Source organism: Streptomyces deccanensis (genome assembly GCF_022385335.1).
In the GTDB taxonomy this organism is placed as follows: domain Bacteria; phylum Actinomycetota; class Actinomycetes; order Streptomycetales; family Streptomycetaceae; genus Streptomyces; species Streptomyces deccanensis.
Genome location: NZ_CP092431.1, coordinates 1,089,783 through 1,105,376, shown reverse-complemented (window position 1 = coordinate 1,105,376; position 15,594 = coordinate 1,089,783). Strand labels below are relative to the sequence as shown.

16 protein-coding genes and 1 pseudogene are annotated in these 15,594 nt (G+C 73.2%); 8 read left to right on the top strand and 9 right to left on the bottom strand.

Features of this window, described 5'->3' with window-relative positions; genetic code table 11:
* Window positions 1–76 precede the first annotated feature (76 nt).
* Window positions 77–1,924: a serine/threonine-protein kinase gene (locus L3078_RS05065; protein WP_239751163.1), complete on the top strand. Its 1,848-nt coding sequence runs from the start codon at window positions 77–79 to the stop codon at window positions 1,922–1,924.
* A gap of 15 nt (window positions 1,925–1,939) precedes the next feature.
* Here the strand turns inward: L3078_RS05065 and L3078_RS05060 are convergent, their stop codons facing one another.
* Window positions 1,940–2,719 (bottom strand): hypothetical protein, encoded by a 780-nt coding sequence (locus L3078_RS05060; protein WP_239751160.1) that lies wholly within the window; start codon window positions 2,717–2,719, stop codon window positions 1,940–1,942.
* A gap of 3 nt (window positions 2,720–2,722) precedes the next feature.
* Entirely contained in the window at window positions 2,723–3,772 is a 1,050-nt protein-coding gene (locus tag L3078_RS05055) for a LacI family DNA-binding transcriptional regulator (protein ID WP_239751158.1), read from the bottom strand.
* 277 nt (window positions 3,773–4,049) lie between these two features.
* Between L3078_RS05055 and L3078_RS05050 the strand changes: the two genes are divergently transcribed.
* From L3078_RS05050 to L3078_RS05040, 3 genes are all read left to right on the top strand, one after another.
* Window positions 4,050–4,982 (top strand): ROK family protein, encoded by a 933-nt coding sequence (locus L3078_RS05050; RefSeq protein WP_239751156.1) that lies wholly within the window; start codon window positions 4,050–4,052, stop codon window positions 4,980–4,982.
* Between the two features lie 76 nt (window positions 4,983–5,058).
* Window positions 5,059–5,304, top strand: a complete 246-nt coding sequence (locus tag L3078_RS05045) for a hypothetical protein (RefSeq protein WP_239751155.1) — start codon at window positions 5,059–5,061, stop codon at window positions 5,302–5,304.
* A 171-nt stretch (window positions 5,305–5,475) separates the two neighbouring features.
* The gene (locus L3078_RS05040) at window positions 5,476–6,513 is read left to right on the top strand and encodes an NUDIX hydrolase (protein WP_239751152.1); all 1,038 of its coding nucleotides are present in this window, start codon (window positions 5,476–5,478) and stop codon (window positions 6,511–6,513) included.
* Window positions 6,514–6,563: 50 nt separating this feature from the next.
* Here the strand turns inward: L3078_RS05040 and L3078_RS05035 are convergent, their stop codons facing one another.
* Window positions 6,564–7,919, bottom strand: a complete 1,356-nt coding sequence (locus L3078_RS05035; protein ID WP_239751150.1) for a dipeptidase — start codon at window positions 7,917–7,919, stop codon at window positions 6,564–6,566.
* Between the two features lie 182 nt (window positions 7,920–8,101).
* Here L3078_RS05035 and L3078_RS05030 point away from each other — a divergent pair, with 182 nt between their 5' ends.
* Window positions 8,102–9,307 carry a geranylgeranyl reductase family protein gene (locus L3078_RS05030; protein ID WP_239751148.1) on the top strand — a complete coding sequence of 402 codons (1,206 nt, stop codon included), beginning with the start codon at window positions 8,102–8,104 and terminating at the stop codon, window positions 9,305–9,307.
* Between the two features lie 69 nt (window positions 9,308–9,376).
* Here the strand turns inward: L3078_RS05030 and L3078_RS05025 are convergent, their stop codons facing one another.
* Window positions 9,377–9,829 carry a nitroreductase family deazaflavin-dependent oxidoreductase gene (locus tag L3078_RS05025; RefSeq protein ID WP_239751146.1) on the bottom strand — a complete coding sequence of 151 codons (453 nt, stop codon included), beginning with the start codon at window positions 9,827–9,829 and terminating at the stop codon, window positions 9,377–9,379.
* Between the two features lie 126 nt (window positions 9,830–9,955).
* Here L3078_RS05025 and L3078_RS05020 point away from each other — a divergent pair, with 126 nt between their 5' ends.
* The 3 genes and pseudogenes from L3078_RS05020 (at window position 9,956) to L3078_RS44525 (ending at window position 11,586) form a co-directional block, all read left to right on the top strand.
* Window positions 9,956–10,660 carry a TetR/AcrR family transcriptional regulator gene (locus L3078_RS05020; RefSeq protein ID WP_239751144.1) on the top strand — a complete coding sequence of 235 codons (705 nt, stop codon included), beginning with the start codon at window positions 9,956–9,958 and terminating at the stop codon, window positions 10,658–10,660.
* 59 nt (window positions 10,661–10,719) lie between these two features.
* Window positions 10,720–11,418: pseudogene (locus tag L3078_RS05015) on the top strand (sensor histidine kinase); the annotation flags it as partial.
* Window positions 11,404–11,586 (top strand): response regulator transcription factor, encoded by a 183-nt coding sequence (locus L3078_RS44525; RefSeq protein WP_275593218.1) that lies wholly within the window; start codon window positions 11,404–11,406, stop codon window positions 11,584–11,586. The pseudogene L3078_RS05015 and the gene L3078_RS44525, both read left to right, overlap by 15 nt.
* Here L3078_RS44525 and L3078_RS05010 read toward each other — a convergent pair.
* The 5 genes from L3078_RS05010 to L3078_RS04990 form a co-directional block, all read right to left on the bottom strand.
* On the bottom strand, window positions 11,547–11,870 hold the full coding sequence (locus L3078_RS05010; protein WP_239751142.1) for a DUF6332 family protein: 324 nt from the start codon (window positions 11,868–11,870) through the stop codon (window positions 11,547–11,549). The two genes, L3078_RS44525 and L3078_RS05010, sit on opposite strands and share 40 nt — an antisense overlap.
* A gap of 63 nt (window positions 11,871–11,933) precedes the next feature.
* The gene (locus tag L3078_RS05005) at window positions 11,934–12,701 is read right to left on the bottom strand and encodes a maleylpyruvate isomerase family mycothiol-dependent enzyme (RefSeq protein ID WP_239751140.1); all 768 of its coding nucleotides are present in this window, start codon (window positions 12,699–12,701) and stop codon (window positions 11,934–11,936) included.
* A 100-nt stretch (window positions 12,702–12,801) separates the two neighbouring features.
* Window positions 12,802–13,785: an ATP-grasp ribosomal peptide maturase gene (tgmB, locus tag L3078_RS05000; protein ID WP_239751137.1), complete on the bottom strand. Its 984-nt coding sequence runs from the start codon at window positions 13,783–13,785 to the stop codon at window positions 12,802–12,804.
* Window positions 13,786–13,802: 17 nt separating this feature from the next.
* Window positions 13,803–13,994, bottom strand: coding sequence for a putative ATP-grasp-modified RiPP (gene tgmA, locus L3078_RS04995; protein ID WP_033525738.1), 192 nt, complete (start codon window positions 13,992–13,994; stop codon window positions 13,803–13,805).
* Between the two features lie 179 nt (window positions 13,995–14,173).
* On the bottom strand, window positions 14,174–15,385 hold the full coding sequence (locus L3078_RS04990) for an MFS transporter (protein ID WP_239751136.1): 1,212 nt from the start codon (window positions 15,383–15,385) through the stop codon (window positions 14,174–14,176).
* Window positions 15,386–15,594 lie beyond the last annotated feature (209 nt).

The window sequence follows — 15,594 nt, the reverse complement described above, 5'->3', positions numbered from 1 at the left end:
GCCGACGGTCCGGAGCGCCCCCGACGACCGCTTAGGCTTACGCCATTCATCGGTGTGTCACAGGAACGGGGCGCGGGTGTCTTCGGGGGCGAACGGACAGACGGACGGCACCGGGCGGATCCTCGCCGGTCGGTACCGGATCGTGGAGCAGCTCGGACGCGGCGGCATGGGCGTCGTCTGGCGGGCCGTCGACGAGGTGCTCCACCGCGAGGTCGCCCTCAAGGAACTGCGCACCTACACGGACGCGGGCGCGCCCGAACTGGCCGACCTGGGACTGCGGATGCAGCGCGAGGCACGGGCCGCCGCCCGCGTCCGGCACCCCGGGGTCGTCGCCGTGCACGACGTGGCCGAGGTCGACGGGCGCCCGCTGATCGTCATGGAGCTGGTCGACGGGCCGTCCCTGGACGACGTCCTGAGCGACCGGGGTCTGCTCGACCCGCGCGAGGCCGCCGCGATCGGTGCCAAGGTGATGGACGCCCTCGCCGCCGCCCACCGCGTCGGCGTGCTGCACCGGGACGTCAAGCCCGGCAACATCCTCCTGGACCGCTCGGGCCGCGTCGTCCTCACCGACTTCGGCATCGCCACCATGGAGAACCCGGGCGACGGCTCCGCCACCCACCTCACCCGCAGCGGCGAACTCGTCGGCTCCCTCGACTACCTGGCCCCCGAACGCGCCCAGGGCAACGACCCCGGCCCCGCCTCCGACGTGTGGGCCCTCGGCGCCACCCTGTACGCGGCCGTGGAGGGCTCGTCCCCGTTCCGGCGTACGTCCACCTGGTCGACGCTCACCGCGATCGTGAGCGACGAGCTGCCCGAACCCCGGCGGGCGGGGCCCCTCGGACCGGTCCTGCGGCAACTGATGGACAAGCGCCCGGAATCGCGTCCGGACGCGGACCGGGCCCGCGAACTGCTGGAGGCGGTGGCCTCCGGTGACCCGCTCGGCTCCCCGACGGCGGGCGGCCCGGCGCCGCAGCCGAGGGCGGAGACCGAGCGCAGTCTTCCCTCGGTGCCGCCCGGCTTCGGACCGGCGACGGCGGGCGGAGGCTTCGACGGCACGGGCGCGGGTGCCGCGTTCGGCGGGACGGGCGCGACCCCCGGTTTCGGGCCGCCGCAGCCGCTCCCGGGGCCGGGTACGGGGGCCTCCGCGGCGGTCGGCGGGCTCGGTGCGGCCGCACTGCAGCCGCCGGTACCCGCCTCCGGCGCCGCCACCACCGTGTCCTCGACCGGCGGCGGCCGTCCGCGCAAGGGCCGCGCCCTGCTCGCCGCCGTGGCCGTCACCGTCGTGCTCGCCGCCACGGGCGTCACGGTCGCCCTGCTGAACGGGGACGACGGCAAGGAGACGGGAGCCCGGTCCTCCGTCGACGACGGGTCGAGCGGTGGCACGCCCTCTCCGGGCCGCAGCCGGGGCACGGTCGACCTCACCGACGACTCGGCGGCGAAGGAGAAGGACGACAAGAAGTCCGCGAGCCCCAGCGAGTCGACCGAGAAGGACCGGAAGGACGACGAGAAGGAGCCCGAGGCGTCCGCGTCGCCGTCGAAGAACGCGAGCGGCGGCACCACCGGCGGCGGCACGGGAGGCTCCGACACCTCGGGCGGCACCACCACCGGCGGGGGCACGACCGGGGGCGGGACCACCGAGGAACCGGTCTGCCACCCCATCGGCGGCGGCAAGTACAACTGCACCGTCTGGACCACCGCCAAGTCCTACGACGCCGCCGGAACCGAGGTCGGCATCCTCAAGCAGGGCACCAACTACTTCTACTGCCAGGCGAACCTGGGCCGCCGCGAGACCTCCGGCCAGTGGACCAACGTCTGGTGGGCCAGGACCGACGACGACAGCGGCAACACCGACGTCTACGTCAGCGACGTCTACATCCAGGGCGGCGACAACGACGCCCCGGTGCCCGGGCTGCCCGTCTGCTGAGACCGGGGGCCGGTGTCAGCGCCGGGCCCCGGCCCCCGGATGCGGCCGCACGTACCCTTCCAGGCCCGACACCGTCGTCCACCTCCGCTCGGCGAACAACTCCCTGCCCCGGGCGCACAGTTCACGGTTGCCGCGCGCCCGGGCGGCGAACTCGTCGGGTGTGGTGCCGAACAGCGCGCGCAACTCGGCCGACGAGGAGAGGAGTTCGGTCAGCAGCGGGCGCTGGCTGCCCGGATGCGGGCGGGGGTCCGGGCCGCCGTCGCGCAGTACGCCCCACCGGTTGACGTAGATCCAGGCGTGGTCGAGGACCTGACCGGACTCCAGCTCGACACGGAAGTCGGCGGCGGGCAGGGCCGCCCGCTGGAAGTTGCCGGTCGGCGAATCGATGCCCTCGCTGGCGTCGACCACGGCGAGCTGGGCCTCGTCGAGCCAGGTGAGGAACAGGTCGGCGGTGGCACCGGGGGAGTGGTACGGCGACGCCGAGAGGTACCCGAGCAGGCTCACATGGGCGGAGACGCCGATCCCGATGCCGGTGACCCTGGCTTTGACCATGGGGATATGGCACTTCACCCCGCGCTCCGCCATCTTGTGGACGAGCTGCGCCGGGCAGGCGTTGGAGCCGACGGAGAGCACGGGCACCCGGTCCTCGAAGACGAGGGTGTCCAGCGGCAGCATCCGGTTGCCGTCCAGGAGCGCGGACTCGGACGGCCACGCGCCGGGATAGCTCAGCGGGTCCTCGCGCGGTGCCACGCCGAGGCCGAGCGCTTCGAGGGTACGGGGGTCGGGGGCGTCCAAGGGTCAGTCCGCGGGCGGGAGTTCGCCCGAGCCGCGGGCGATCAGCCGGGTCGGCAGCTCGATGCGCTCGGGGGTGACGAGGGAGCCGTCCAACTGCTGGAAGAGGCGTTCGGCGGCGGTGCGGCCGAGCCGGGCGGGATCCTGGGCGACGACGGTGATGCCCGGCCGGAGCAGATCGGCCAGCTCGAAGTCGTCGAAGCCGACGAGGGCGACCGCACGGGGGTGCTCGGCGAGGACCCGTACGACCGTGACCGTCACCCGGTTGTTGCCCGCGAAGACCGCCGTGACGGGGTCCGGGCCGGACAGCATGTCCTCGGCCGCCCTGCGGACCCGCTCGGGATCGGTGACGCCCAGCGACATCCACGCGTCCTCGACCCGTATGCCCGCGTCCTCCATGGCCGCCCGGTAGCCGCGCAGCCGCTCGGCGGCGGTGTGGATGCGGGGCATGTCGCCGATGAAGCCGATCCTGCGGTGGCCGTGGGCGATGAGGTGGGCGACCCCGTCCCGGGCTCCGCCGAAGCTGTCCGCGAGCACCACGTCGGCGTCGATCCGCCCGGCCGGACGGTCCACGAACACGGTGGCCACCCCCGCCCTGATCTCGGGCTCCAGATACCGGTGGTCGTCACCGGCCGGAATGATCACGAGCCCGTCGACACGGCGGGCGCACAGCGCCAGCGCCAGCTCCTGTTCGCGGTCCGGGTCCTCCGCGCTGGACCCGTTGATCAGCAGCGAGCCGTGCGCGCGGGACACCTCCTCCACCGCCCGGCTGAGCGGGCCGTAGAACGGGTCGGCGAGGTCCTCCAGGACGAGGCCGATGCTGGCCGTACGGCCCTTGCGCAGCACCCGCGCGCTGTCGTTGCGCCGGAAGCCGAGCGCCTCGATCGCCTCCTGGACCCGGCGCTCGGTGTCCGGGGTGACGCCCGGCTCGCCGTTCACCACGCGCGAGACCGTCTTCAGACCCACTCCGGCCCGGGCCGCGACGTCCTTCATCGTGGGACGGTTGCCGTAGCGGTTCTCGGGGCGGCGGGCGATGCCGGCTGCGGTGTCGGGCACGGTGCGCTGTCCTGTCCTGTCGTCCAGTGGGTGCGGTCGCGGGGAGGGGCGAGGTGGGTGCGGGGCTTCCGTGGGGAAAAGGTGCGGCTGTTGAGGATGTGTCGTCGAGCATAGAGCCTGGACAACGTTGTCACGGCCGGGGGAGACTGTCTATCGCATTCTCTGGCCGGCGCCCCCCACCAGGCGAGCGTCGTGCTGCCAGTTTTCCGGCCGGAGATCCGGGTGTCGCTGGATCCGGGCGCCCGGTAGGAGACTCGCAGCGGGAGAACTGACACTGATGCAGACCGACCTCGTGGCCGCGCTCGACATAGGCGGCACCAAGATCGCCGGGGCGCTGGTGGACGGCCACGGCCGGATCCTGGTGCGCGCGCAGCGCCCGACGCCGGCACGGGAGGACGGCGACACCGTCATGCGGGCCGTCGAGGAGGTGCTCGGCGAACTGGGCGCGGACCCGCTGTGGAGCGGGGCCACGGCCGTCGGGATCGGCAGCGCGGGGCCGGTGGACGCCTCCGCCGGCACGGTCAGCCCCGTGAACATCCACGGCTGGCGCGGCTTCCCCCTCGTCGAGCGGGTCCGGGCCGTGACCGGCGGGCTGCCCGTCGAACTGATCGGGGACGGCGCGGCCATCACGGCGGCCGAGCACTGGCAGGGCGCCGCGCGCGGCCATGACAACGCGCTGTGCATGGTCGTGTCGACGGGCGTCGGCGGTGGGCTCGTCCTCGGCGGGAAGCTCTACACGGGCCCCACCGGCAACGCCGGGCACATCGGCCACATCAGCGTCGACCTCGACGGCGACGCGTGCCCGTGCGGTGCCCGCGGCTGTGTCGAGCGCATCGCCAGCGGGCCCAATATCGCCCGCCGCGCCCTGGAGAACGGGTGGCGGCCCGGGCCCGACGGCGACACCTCCGCTGCCGCGGTCGCCGCCGCCGCGCGGTCCGGCGACCCGATCGCCGTGACCTCCTTCGAGCGCGCCGCGCAGGCCCTCGCGGCCGGGATCGCGGCGACCGCCACGCTCGTCGAGATCGACCTCGCGGTCATCGGCGGGGGTGTCGCGAACGCCGGTGACGTCCTCTTCGCGCCCCTGCGCACCGCCCTCAAGGACTACGCCACCCTCTCCTTCGTCCAGGACCTGGCCATCGCCCCCGCCACGATGGGCACCGACGCGGGCCTGGTGGGCGCGGCCGCGGCGGCGCTGACGGGGCGGCGCTGACGGGACGGGGCTGACGGGCCGGGGTTGAGGGAAGACCGGGCGTTACCCCTCGGGGGCTTTGCCAGTTGAGCGGGGCATGAAGAAGCGCAGCATGCTCGCCATCGCCTCCCTCGCCACCGGTTTCGTCGTCGCGGCCATCACGCCGTCGCACGGTCTCGAAGCCGCCGACACGCTCGGGAAGACCGACGCACTCAGCAAACTGGACGTCGAGGGCACGCTCGGCGGCGTCGGCAAGACGGTCGCCAACGACAGCCTGGCGGTCGACGACGACGCTCTGGGCGGCCTGGCGGACCAGGAGGGCAAGGGCGGCAAAGAAGGCTGACCGGCCGGTAGTGGGCGGCGGGTGATCCCTCCGTCCCCCCACACGTCGTCCGCGGCGGGTCCCCCATTCGGTGGGGGCCCGCCGTCGTCGTATTTCGGCTCCTCATCAGCGGCTGGTTTCCGTGGCGGAGTGGAGGGCAAGCCTCAGGGGGCCAACAGAAGAGGGGGAACCGTGATCGTCTGGATCAACGGTGCGTTCGGTGCGGGGAAGACCACCACCGCACGGGAACTGATCGAACTGATCCCGAACAGCACGCTCTTCGACCCCGAGGTCATCGGCGGCGCACTGACACACATGCTGCCGGCCAAACGCCTCGCCGAGGTCGGCGACTTCCAGGACCTGCCGAGCTGGCGACGGCTGGTGGTCGACACCGCCGCCGCGCTGCTCGCCGAGCTGGGCGGCACCCTCGTGGTCCCCATGACCCTGCTCCGCCAGGAGTACCGGGACGAGATCTTCGGCGGGCTCGCCTCCCGCCGCATCCCCGTGCGGCATCTGCTCCTGGCCCCGGCCGAAACGATACTGCGGGAGCGAATAGCCGGGCGGGAGATTCCGCCCGACCTCCCCGACGGCGAGATGCGGCTGCGTCAATGGGCGTACGACCACATCGCGCCGTACCGCGCCGCGCTGGGCGGCTGGCTCACCGCGGATGCCCATCTCGTCGACACCGGCGCCCTCACCCCGTACGAGACCGCACGGCTCATCGCCGACGCCGTGGCCACCGACGGCGTACCCGTGTGCGACATCGTGCAGACCCCCGAGCCGACCGCCGAGACGGTCGCCGCGGGGGTTCTGTTGTTCGACGAGGAGGACCGGGTCCTGCTCGTCGATCCGACCTACAAGCCCGGGTGGGAGTTCCCCGGCGGGGTCGTCGAGGCCGGGGAGGCGCCTGCGCGGGCGGGTGTGCGGGAGGTGCTGGAGGAGATCGGGATACGGCTCGGCGAGGTGCCGCGGCTGCTGGTCGTCGACTGGGAGGCGCCGGCGTCGCCGAGGTACGGAGGGTTGCGGCTGCTGTTCGACGGGGGCCGACTGGATGTCACCGGCGCGCAGCGGCCCGTGCTGCCCGGGCCCGAGCTGCGTGCCTGGAGGTTCGTCACGGAGGAGGAGGCGGCGGATCTGTTGCCGCCGGTGCGGTACGAGCGGCTGCGGTGGGCGTTGCGGGCCCGGGAGCGGGGCGCCGCGCTGTACTTGGAGGCCGGGGTTCCTGTGTAGGGGGTGACTCCTCGCGCCGCCGCCGCGCCCCTTTCGGGGCGCGGGTTCGCTCAGCTGTTTGCGTAGTTCCCCAGGAACAACGCCTCCGTCACCGACATGCGCTCCAACTCCTCCGGGGACACGCTCTCGTTGACCGCGTGGATCCGGGCCTCGGGTTCGCTGAGGCCGATGAGGAGGATCTCGGCGTCGGGGTAGAGGGCCGCGAGGGCGTTGCAGAGGGGGATGGAGCCGCCGTGGCCCGCGTACTGCATCTCCTGGCCCGGGTAGGCGACGGCCATCGCCGCCGCCATCGCCTCGTACGCCGGGCTGGAGGTGTCGGCGCGGAACGCCTGGCCGTGGCCGATGAGTTCGCAGTTCACCCGCGCGCCCCACGGGGTGTGCGCCACGACGTGGGCTTCGAGCAGCTTGATCGCCTGCTGGACGTCCACGCCCGGCGGGACGCGCAGACCGATCAGGGCGCGGGCGCTCGCCTGGATCGACGGGGTCGCGCCGATCACGGGCGGGGCGTCGATGCCCAGCACGGTGGCGGCGGGCCGGGCCCAGATCCGGTCGGCGACCGTGTCGGCGCCGACCAGTTCCACCCCGTCGAGCACCTTGGCGTCCTCGCGGAACTGCGCGTCGGCGTACTGCAGGCCGTCCCACGTCCCGTCGCTCGCGAGTCCGTCGACGGTCGTCGTGCCGTCCTCGGCGCGCAGGGAGTCCAGGACGCGGATCAGCGCGGCCAGCGCGTCGGGGGCCGCGCCGCCGAACTGCCCCGAGTGCAGGTTGCCTTCGAGGGCGTCGACGCGCACCCGCATGAGGATCATGCCGCGCAGGGAGGAGGTGACCGTCGGCAGGCCCACGCGGAAGTTGCCCGCGTCGCCGATCACGACGGTGTCGGCGGCGAGCAGCTCGGGGTGCGCCTCGGCGTACTGCTGGAGGCCCCCGGTGCCCATCTCCTCGGAGCCCTCGACGATCACCTTGACGGTGACCGGCACCCCGCCGTTCGCCTTGAGGGCCCGCAGCGCCAACAGGTGCATGATCACACCGCCCTTGCAGTCGGCGGCGCCCCGCCCGTACCAACGGCCGTCGCGCTCGGTCAGCTCGAACGGCGGTGACACCCACGCGGCCTCGTCGAGCGGCGGCTGCACGTCGTAGTGGGCGTAGAGGAGGACCGTCTTCGCGCCCTCCGGACCCGGCAGGCAGCCGTACACGGACTGGGTGCCGTCGGGGGTGTCCAGCAGCGCCACGTCCTGGAAGCCCTCGGCGCGCAGCGCGTCGGCGATCCAGCGCGCGGCGCCCTCGCTCTCGCTCCTCGGGAACTGGTCGAAGTCCGCCACCGACTTGAAGGCCACCAGTTCGGTGAGCTCCTCCTTCGCCCGGGGAAGCAGCGAGGCGACGGTCTCGGCGACCGGGTTCGACGGCATGGGCACGCTCCTGGTGGGTGCGACGTTGTCCTTCTGGGTACGGGGCCGCACGCGCTCCTGCCCGGTGTGTCGGTGTAGGGCGCATGCGCTGCCGATCCTCCCACAGCGGTGCTCGGCGTCACCCGCCGTAGGATGCGTGGGACAGGTGCGGCAGGCGGCTGGATCGGGAGCAGTAGACCATCGTGAGCAGCGAGAACTCTTCGGCGGACGACGTGCAGCGGGTGTGGGACGTCGTCGTGGTGGGCGCGGGCCCCGCAGGGGCATCGGCCGCCTACGCGGCGGCGGTCGCGGGACGCAGCGTCCTGTTGCTGGAGAAGGCGGAGCTGCCGCGCTACAAGACGTGCGGCGGCGGCATCATCGGCCCCTCGCGCGACGCGCTGCCGCCCGGCTTCGAACTGCCTCTCAAGGACCGGGTGCACGCGGTCACCTTCTCGCTCGACGGCCGCTACGCCCGGACACGCAAATCGAAACAGATGCTGTTCGGGCTGATCAACCGGCCCGAGTTCGACCAGCAACTCGTCGAGCACGCCCAGAAGGCGGGCGCCGAACTGCGGACGGGGGTCACGGTCACCCGTGTCGAACAGCACGGCTCGGCGGTGCCGGACCGGCGTACGGTCGCCGTCGTCCTGCACGGCGGTGAGACGCTCCTCGCGCGGGCCGTCGTCGGCGCGGACGGAAGCGCCAGCCGCATAGGGGCACACGTCGGGGTGAAGCTCGACCAGGTCGACCTGGGCCTGGAGGCGGAGATCCCCGTCCCGGAGACGGTCGCCGAGGACTGGAAGGGACGCGTCCTCATCGACTGGGGCCCCATGCCCGGCAGTTACGGGTGGGTGTTCCCCAAGGGTGACACCCTGACCGTCGGTGTGATCTCAGCGCGCGGTGAAGGCGCCGCCACCAAGCGGTACCTGGAGGACTTCATCGGGCGGCTCGGCCTCGCCGGCTTCGAACCGAGCGTCTCCTCGGGCCACTTGACGCGCTGCCGTGCCGACGACTCGCCGCTCTCGCGGGGCCGGGTGCTGGTCTGCGGGGACGCGGCGGGGCTGTTGGAGCCGTGGACCCGGGAGGGCATCTCCTTCGCGCTGCGCTCGGGGCGGCTCGCGGGGGAGTGGGCGGTGCGGATCGCCGAGGCGCACGACGCGGTGGACACCCGCCGCCAGGCGCTGAACTACGCGTTCGCCGTGAAGGCGGGGCTCGGTGTCGAGATGAGCGTCGGCAAGCGGCTGCTGATCGCCTTCGAGCGGCGGCCGGGGCTCTTCCACGCGGCGCTCACCGGATTCCGGCCCGCCTGGCGGGCCTTCGTGGACATCACGCGCGGTTCGACCTCCCTGGGGGAGATCGTCCGCAACCATCCGATCGCCCAGCGCGCGCTGACCGCGTTCGACAAGTAGGTCCGCGCCGCCGGTAAGCAGGCCCGTTCCCTTACCTGGAGGCCCGCGCCGCACCCGGCACCCCGCCGGTCACCGCTGGACGGTGATCCGGAAGACGGGGTGCTTCGGTGCGGCGGCGAGCAGTTCCGCGTCGGTGGAGTCGGCGGTGACGTCACCGAAGAACCGGCCCACCTCCCAGCCCCACTTCTTCAGATAGGTGCGCAGCACGGCGGGCTTCTCCTCGTCGGGCAGCTCGACCGCCGTGAACTCCTGCACCCGGCGGCCCACCTGGAGCCGTCCACCGCCGGCCGCCCGCATGTTGCGCACCCACTCGGAGTGGCCGCGCGCCGAGACGAGGTAGGGGCCGCCCTCGTACGGCAACGGGTTGACCGGCAGCCGACGCCACTCGCCGCTCTTTCGGCCGCGCACGGAGAGTTCGGCGGTGCCGACGAGGCTGACGCCGTGGCGGGCGAGCCAGCCGATGAAGCCGTTGAGCGCGCGGTCGAAGGGGTTGGCCTTGATGTAGTGGGGCGACGACGACATGGGGTTCCTCCCAATTCAGAGAGCACTGCTCTCGCTCGAGGCAAGTGTGTACGACGACGGCGGCCATGGCAAGAGCACTGCTCTCGTTTGTGTGCAGTGCTCTGACCTTGTGGCACACTGCCGCACATGAGCACCGCACGAGGGGCCCGTGCCCGCGCCAGGATCGAGGTCACCGCCGCCATCAAGGACGAGGCGCGCAGACAGCTGGCCGCCGAGGGCGCCGCCAAGCTGTCGCTGCGGGCCGTCGCGCGCGAGCTCGGCATGGTCTCCTCCGCGCTGTACCGCTACTTCCCGAGCCGGGACGAACTGCTCACCGCACTGATCATCGACGCGTTCGACTCGCTGGGCGAGGCGGCCGAGGCCGCGCACGCGAAGGCCGCCGGGGAGAGTCCGGCCGGGCAGTGGGTCGCTGTGTGCGAGGGGGTACGGGAGTGGGCGCTGGCGCGGCCGCACGAGTACGCGTTGATCTACGGTTCGCCCGTGCCGGGATACACCGCGCCCGACACGACGGTGCCGGCCGCCTCCCGGGCGGGGCAGGTGCTCATCCGTATCGCACGGGATGCCCATCAGGCCGACGGGGTGGCGAGGAGGCAGCTGCCGGCCGAGCTGCGGCCCGAGGCGCTGCGCATGGCCGAGGACTTCGCGCCCGACCTGCCGCCGGAGGTGGTCGCGGTCCTGGTCGCGGCGTGGGCCCAGTTGTTCGGGCTGGTCAACTTCGAGGTGTTCGGGCAGTTCAACAGGGTGGTCGAGAACCGCGAGGCGTTCTTCCGCGACGCGGCGCACGGGCTCGCCCGTCACGTGGGACTGACGGACGTACGTCGCGCGGAGTAGACGTGATCGCTCCGCTCGGATGACGTCGTGCCCCGCGGGCGGCGTCTAGCGTGGCAGGTATGGCGGAGCGGGGCGCGGAGGCGGCAGGCCTCCCGGCAGCGGACGCCCACCCCGTGCGGAGTGGGCCGTCGGGCCGGGGCGGACCGGCGTGGCGGCGATGGCACGGGAGCGGGCCCCCGTGGTGGCACCGGGCGGACGGCGACGAGGCGCGCCCCCGCCGGCCCTGGCGCTCCACACTGGCGCTCACCGTCGTCGTCCTGGTCGGCTCGAACGCGGCCGCAGAGCTCCAGCAGGGCGAACGCGCCGCGCTCGACCCCTTCGCGCGCGTGCTCCTGCTGCTGGGCACCGCGATGCTGCTGTGGCGGTGGCGGCATCCGGTGCTCGTCGCCTTCGGGACGTCCGCGACCGCCATGGTGTACCTCGGGGCCGGATATCCGTACGGGCCGGTGTTCGTCACCGTGGCCGTCGGCTGCTTCAGCGCGATCGTCGCGGGGCACCGCCGGGCCGCCTGGACGGCGATGGGGGCGCTCTGGGTGGGGCACGTGCTGGTGGCGCACTGGCTGTACCGGTGGCTGCCGCCGGACGGGGACGACGCCGCGAGCTGGGGACAGGAGATCGTCGTCGTGACCTGGGGCGTGGCGATCGTCGCGCTCTCCGAGCTGGCCCGGACCCGGCGCGAGCAGTGGGCCCGGGAGCGGACCGAACGGGCCCGTGCCGCACGCCTGCGGGCCGACGAGGAGCGGCTGCGGATCGCCCGCGGCATCGGTCTGAGCAACGAGGAGATCGCCCGTCGGCTCGTCGTCAGCCCGCTCACGGCCAAGACGCACGTCAGCCGCACGATGGTGAAGCTGGGCGCGCGTGACCGCGCCCAACTCGTCGTCCTGGCCTACGAGTCCGGCTTGGTGCGGCCGGGCTGGCTGGGCTGAGCCGCGCCGTCCGGTCCGCCGGGCGCGGAAGCCTCACGGCCCGCTCGTAAGGCGTGCCTGAAGCGGGTCAGCACGATCGTGACGACCGCGACGAACACCACCACGGTGGTGGAGGCCGCGAGGTGGCGGAGCAGGTCCGACCGGCCGCGCAGGGAGCCGAAGACGTTCGGCAGGAACTCGGTCACGCCGAAATAGGCCGCGCCCGCCATCATCGCCCCCGCGAAGAGCGCGAACCCGATCTCCGTCGTCATCGCGTCCCGTTCGGCCTGCGTCCGTCTCCCCATGGACCGAGTGTGAGGGCGCGGGGCCCGGCGGACAAGAAGGTCGGCGCGCCCGCAGGGCCCGGTTCAGCCGATGCCCGAGGTCTCCCGCCACAGCTCTGCGAGCGTGGGGTCGCCGTCGACGGCGGGGAAGGGGAGCCGGTTCCACAGGGCCAGGTACAACTGGGGCGCCGGGCCCGCGATCTCGCAGTCGGCGGCCGGGGCCCGTGACCCGTCCGCGCGCTCCGCCACCGGGGGTTCGGCCGACAGCCGTACGGTCCAGGCGGCGTCCGTGTCCGTCGCGCGCACCCGGAGGACACGTGGCGTCGCGGTGCGCACCCGACTCTTGGGGCGGGCGTGGAAGCCGAGCAGTAGTTCGTCGACGCCGTCGACGGCGAAGTCCACGCCGAGGCTCGTGCCGAAGTCCGGTACGGGGAGGCCGGGGGCGTCGCCGAGTGCGGACTCCGCGTCGACGCGGTGCACGGCCGTCTCGTGGGCCTGGCGGCGTGCCCAGAAGGCGAGTGGGGACGGGGCGGGCAGAAAGCTCCAGCAGTCGAGGTCGGCCGGGGCAGCGCGCAGGGTGTCGACGAGGCGCCGGTGACCGTCCTCGAACCAGGTCAGCAGGGCGTCACCGTCCAGGTCTTCCGGAGCGTCCGCGGGAGGCCGGGGCGAGGGGTGTCCCTCGGCGACGAAGGCCGTGGCCCAGCGGTGCACCGCCCCCGTGTGGCGGAGCAGGTCCCGTACCCGCCACGACGGACAGGTCGGCACCTCGGCGTCCGTACCGGCCTTCCGGGCGGCCGTGGCGAGCAGCCGGCCTTCCTCGTCCAGGGCTGTGATGTGCTCAGCGGTTTCCATGGGAGGAGTCTGCCGGACGAGGACGCACGGTACGCCCGCCGAAGCCGACGCGCCCACCTGGCCGGGGCGGGCGCGCGGGGCCCGTCCGAGTGGCGGCGGGTCAGGGGGTCGCGCGGATACGGTCGTGGTGGCGTGTTCTCGCCCCCGGCCCCTCCTCGGCCAGCCACTCGGCGACGCTGTGGGCGATCGGCTGGCCGGTGTCCATCTCCACGAACCCGAACTGTCCTGACTGGTTGCACTCCAGGAACCACCAGGTCCCGTCCGCGTCCTCCGCGAAGTCGAAGGCGCCGTAGGAGAGTTCGGCGTCCCGCAGATAGGCGCGCACGGCGGCGGCGGTGCGTGCCGGGACCTCCACCGGCTGCCAGGGCGCGGTGGAGGGGGCGAAGCGGACGTCGACCTCGTCGGGGTGCGCGTCCGGGGCGACCGCCTTGCGGGCGGCCAGCAGGCGGTCACCGACGGCGGTGAGTCTGATGTCCGCCGCCTTGGCGATCCGGCGCTGCAACAGCGTCGGGCCGAACGCCACGGCGGTGAAGTCGGTGCCGGGCGCGACCCGGCTGGTGGGGACCGTGCGGGCCGGCTCCTGCGGGTGGGTGCCGGAGACCGGCTTCACCACCAGGTCCGGGAAGCGCTCGGCGAACTCGCGGGCGGCCTGCGGGAACGTGGTGATGAGCGTGGCCGGTACGGGGAGGCCACAGCGTTGGGCGTGCCGGAGCTGCCACGGCTTGTGGCGGGCCCGCCGGGCCGCGTCGGGGTCGTTCATCCAACGGGCCCCCGTGCCGCGCAGCATGCCGTACAGGGCCTGCGAGGACTCCTCGGTCAGCCAGGCGGACGGCTCGCCCACCCGGCTGGCCGGGACCCCCGGTCGGCGCAGCCAGATGGAGCGCAGTCCGCTCATGCTCACCAGGCGCCCGCCGGCGGACAGATGCCCGCGGAAGGCGCCGTGCACGTACTCGCCGGAGAGAGCCACCCCGCCGGGGAGGTCGGCGGGGTCGAGGCGCACCACCGGGACACCGGTCCCGTTCAGTCGTGCCACCACCAGGTCCGCCGTCACATCCTGTTCGCTGGTGAGGATCAGCACCGTCATCGTCGCCGGGTCCGCGTTCAGTCGTCGAAATGGGTCTTCGAACCCGCGGTGGACGTCGTCGCCCCCAATTCCCGCATAAGGCCCTGGTCGTGAGCGGCTATCCGCCCATCGGCGAGCACGTTCAACTGCAGCCCGGAGTCGTAGGTGTACGGAGCGCTGAACTCCAACTGCTCAGCGGAGCGAGCGTAGTTGAGCACGAACAGTCGCATCGTTTCTCCTTGTTCGGGACCATCCGGAAAAGCGGATGGTGACGCTCCGGCCGTCCTCTGTTCGGCCGGGTCGCAGTGTCTCCAGGGAGTTATACGAAGCGAACGACTGAATGGTTGCCTCATGTTCTCGGAGGGCTGACTTCATGCACCGCGAGGGGTCAAGAGGCAACGGTGAGTGGTCATTTCGCGGCCGAGTGGCGCGTGGCGAAGGCGATGACGGAGGCGAACGCGGCGAGTACCGCGACGCTGGTGAGTGCGGTGGGCAGGGAGAACCACTCGGCCATGAAACCGATCGCGGGTGGGCCGAGGAGCATCCCGAGGTAGCCGAGCGTGGAGGCGGTCGCGACACCGCTCGGGCCGGCCAGCGCGCCGGCCCGTTCGATGGCCACCGGGAAGATGTTGGCGAGGCCGAGTCCGGTGACCGCGAAGCCGAGCAGGGTCGCCCAGACCGAAGGGGCGAGGGAGCCGAGGAGCATGCCGGCCGTCGCGGTGGTCCCGCCGGCCACGAGCACCGTGGTCCTGCCCAGGCGTTCGAGCAGGGTCGTTCCGGTCAGTCGGCCGATCGTCATGGCGAGCGCGAAACACGAGTAACCGATCGCCGCGACACCGGGTGAGGCGTCCAGGTCCGCCTCCAGGTGCAGGGCGCCCCAGTCCGCCAGCGCGCCCTCGCCGTACGCCGTGCAGCCGGCGATCAGCCCCAGGACGACGACCAGGGCGCGCGTACGGCTGTCCAGGCGGCCGGAGCCCCGTGGGTCGGCCTCCCGGGCGGGGCGCGCGGGGGAGCGGTCCGCGGGAGTGCGGTCGAGGGGCAGCGGGGGATCGTGGCGCAGCAGGGTGGGCGCGGCGACGGCCGTCACCAGGAGGCCGATCAGGGTGATGCCGAGCAGATGGCGGGTCGGGGAGAGCGAGCCGGCGACGAGGCTGCCGAGCCCGGCCCCGACCATGCCGCCGAGACTGAACGCGGCGTGGAACCCGGGCATGATGGGCCGCCCCAGCGCGGCCACCAGGTCCACGGCAGCGCTGTTGAAGGCCACGTTGATCCCGCCGAATGCCGCGCCGAACACCAGGAGCACCGCGCCCAGGGCGAGTGCCGAGTGGGTCAGTGGGGGCAGGGCCACGCTGAGGCAGAGCAGCACGGCGCAGGCGACGGTGACCGGGTGGCTGCCGAAGCGGCGGCAGAGGCGGCCGGTGAGCATCATCGTGACCACCGCTCCGGCGGACACACCCAGCAGGGCGAGCCCCAGGGCCCCGGGCGAGGCGCCGGTCTGCTCCTTGATCGCGGGGATCCTGACCACCCAGCCGGCGAAGACGAAGCCGTCGAGGGCGAAGAAAGCGGTGATGGCGATACGGAGGGTGCGGAGGTGCGAGGGGTCGGTGGGGTGGCCCGGCACGGCGCTGTGCGATCGGGTTTTGTTTATTCGCGGCACAAAACCAGGCTAGGCGGGGGTCGTGGCTGGGGCAAGGTGCGGTGGGGGGCGGGCGGAGGCCCGGAAGTGGTGGCCGGGGCGGGTCTGTGGCCGGGGGCGGGTCGCGGGTTTGTGGCCCGGGGGTGGTGGCCGGGGGCGCGGCTGTGGCCGAGGGGTGAGGCGGGCCAGCAACG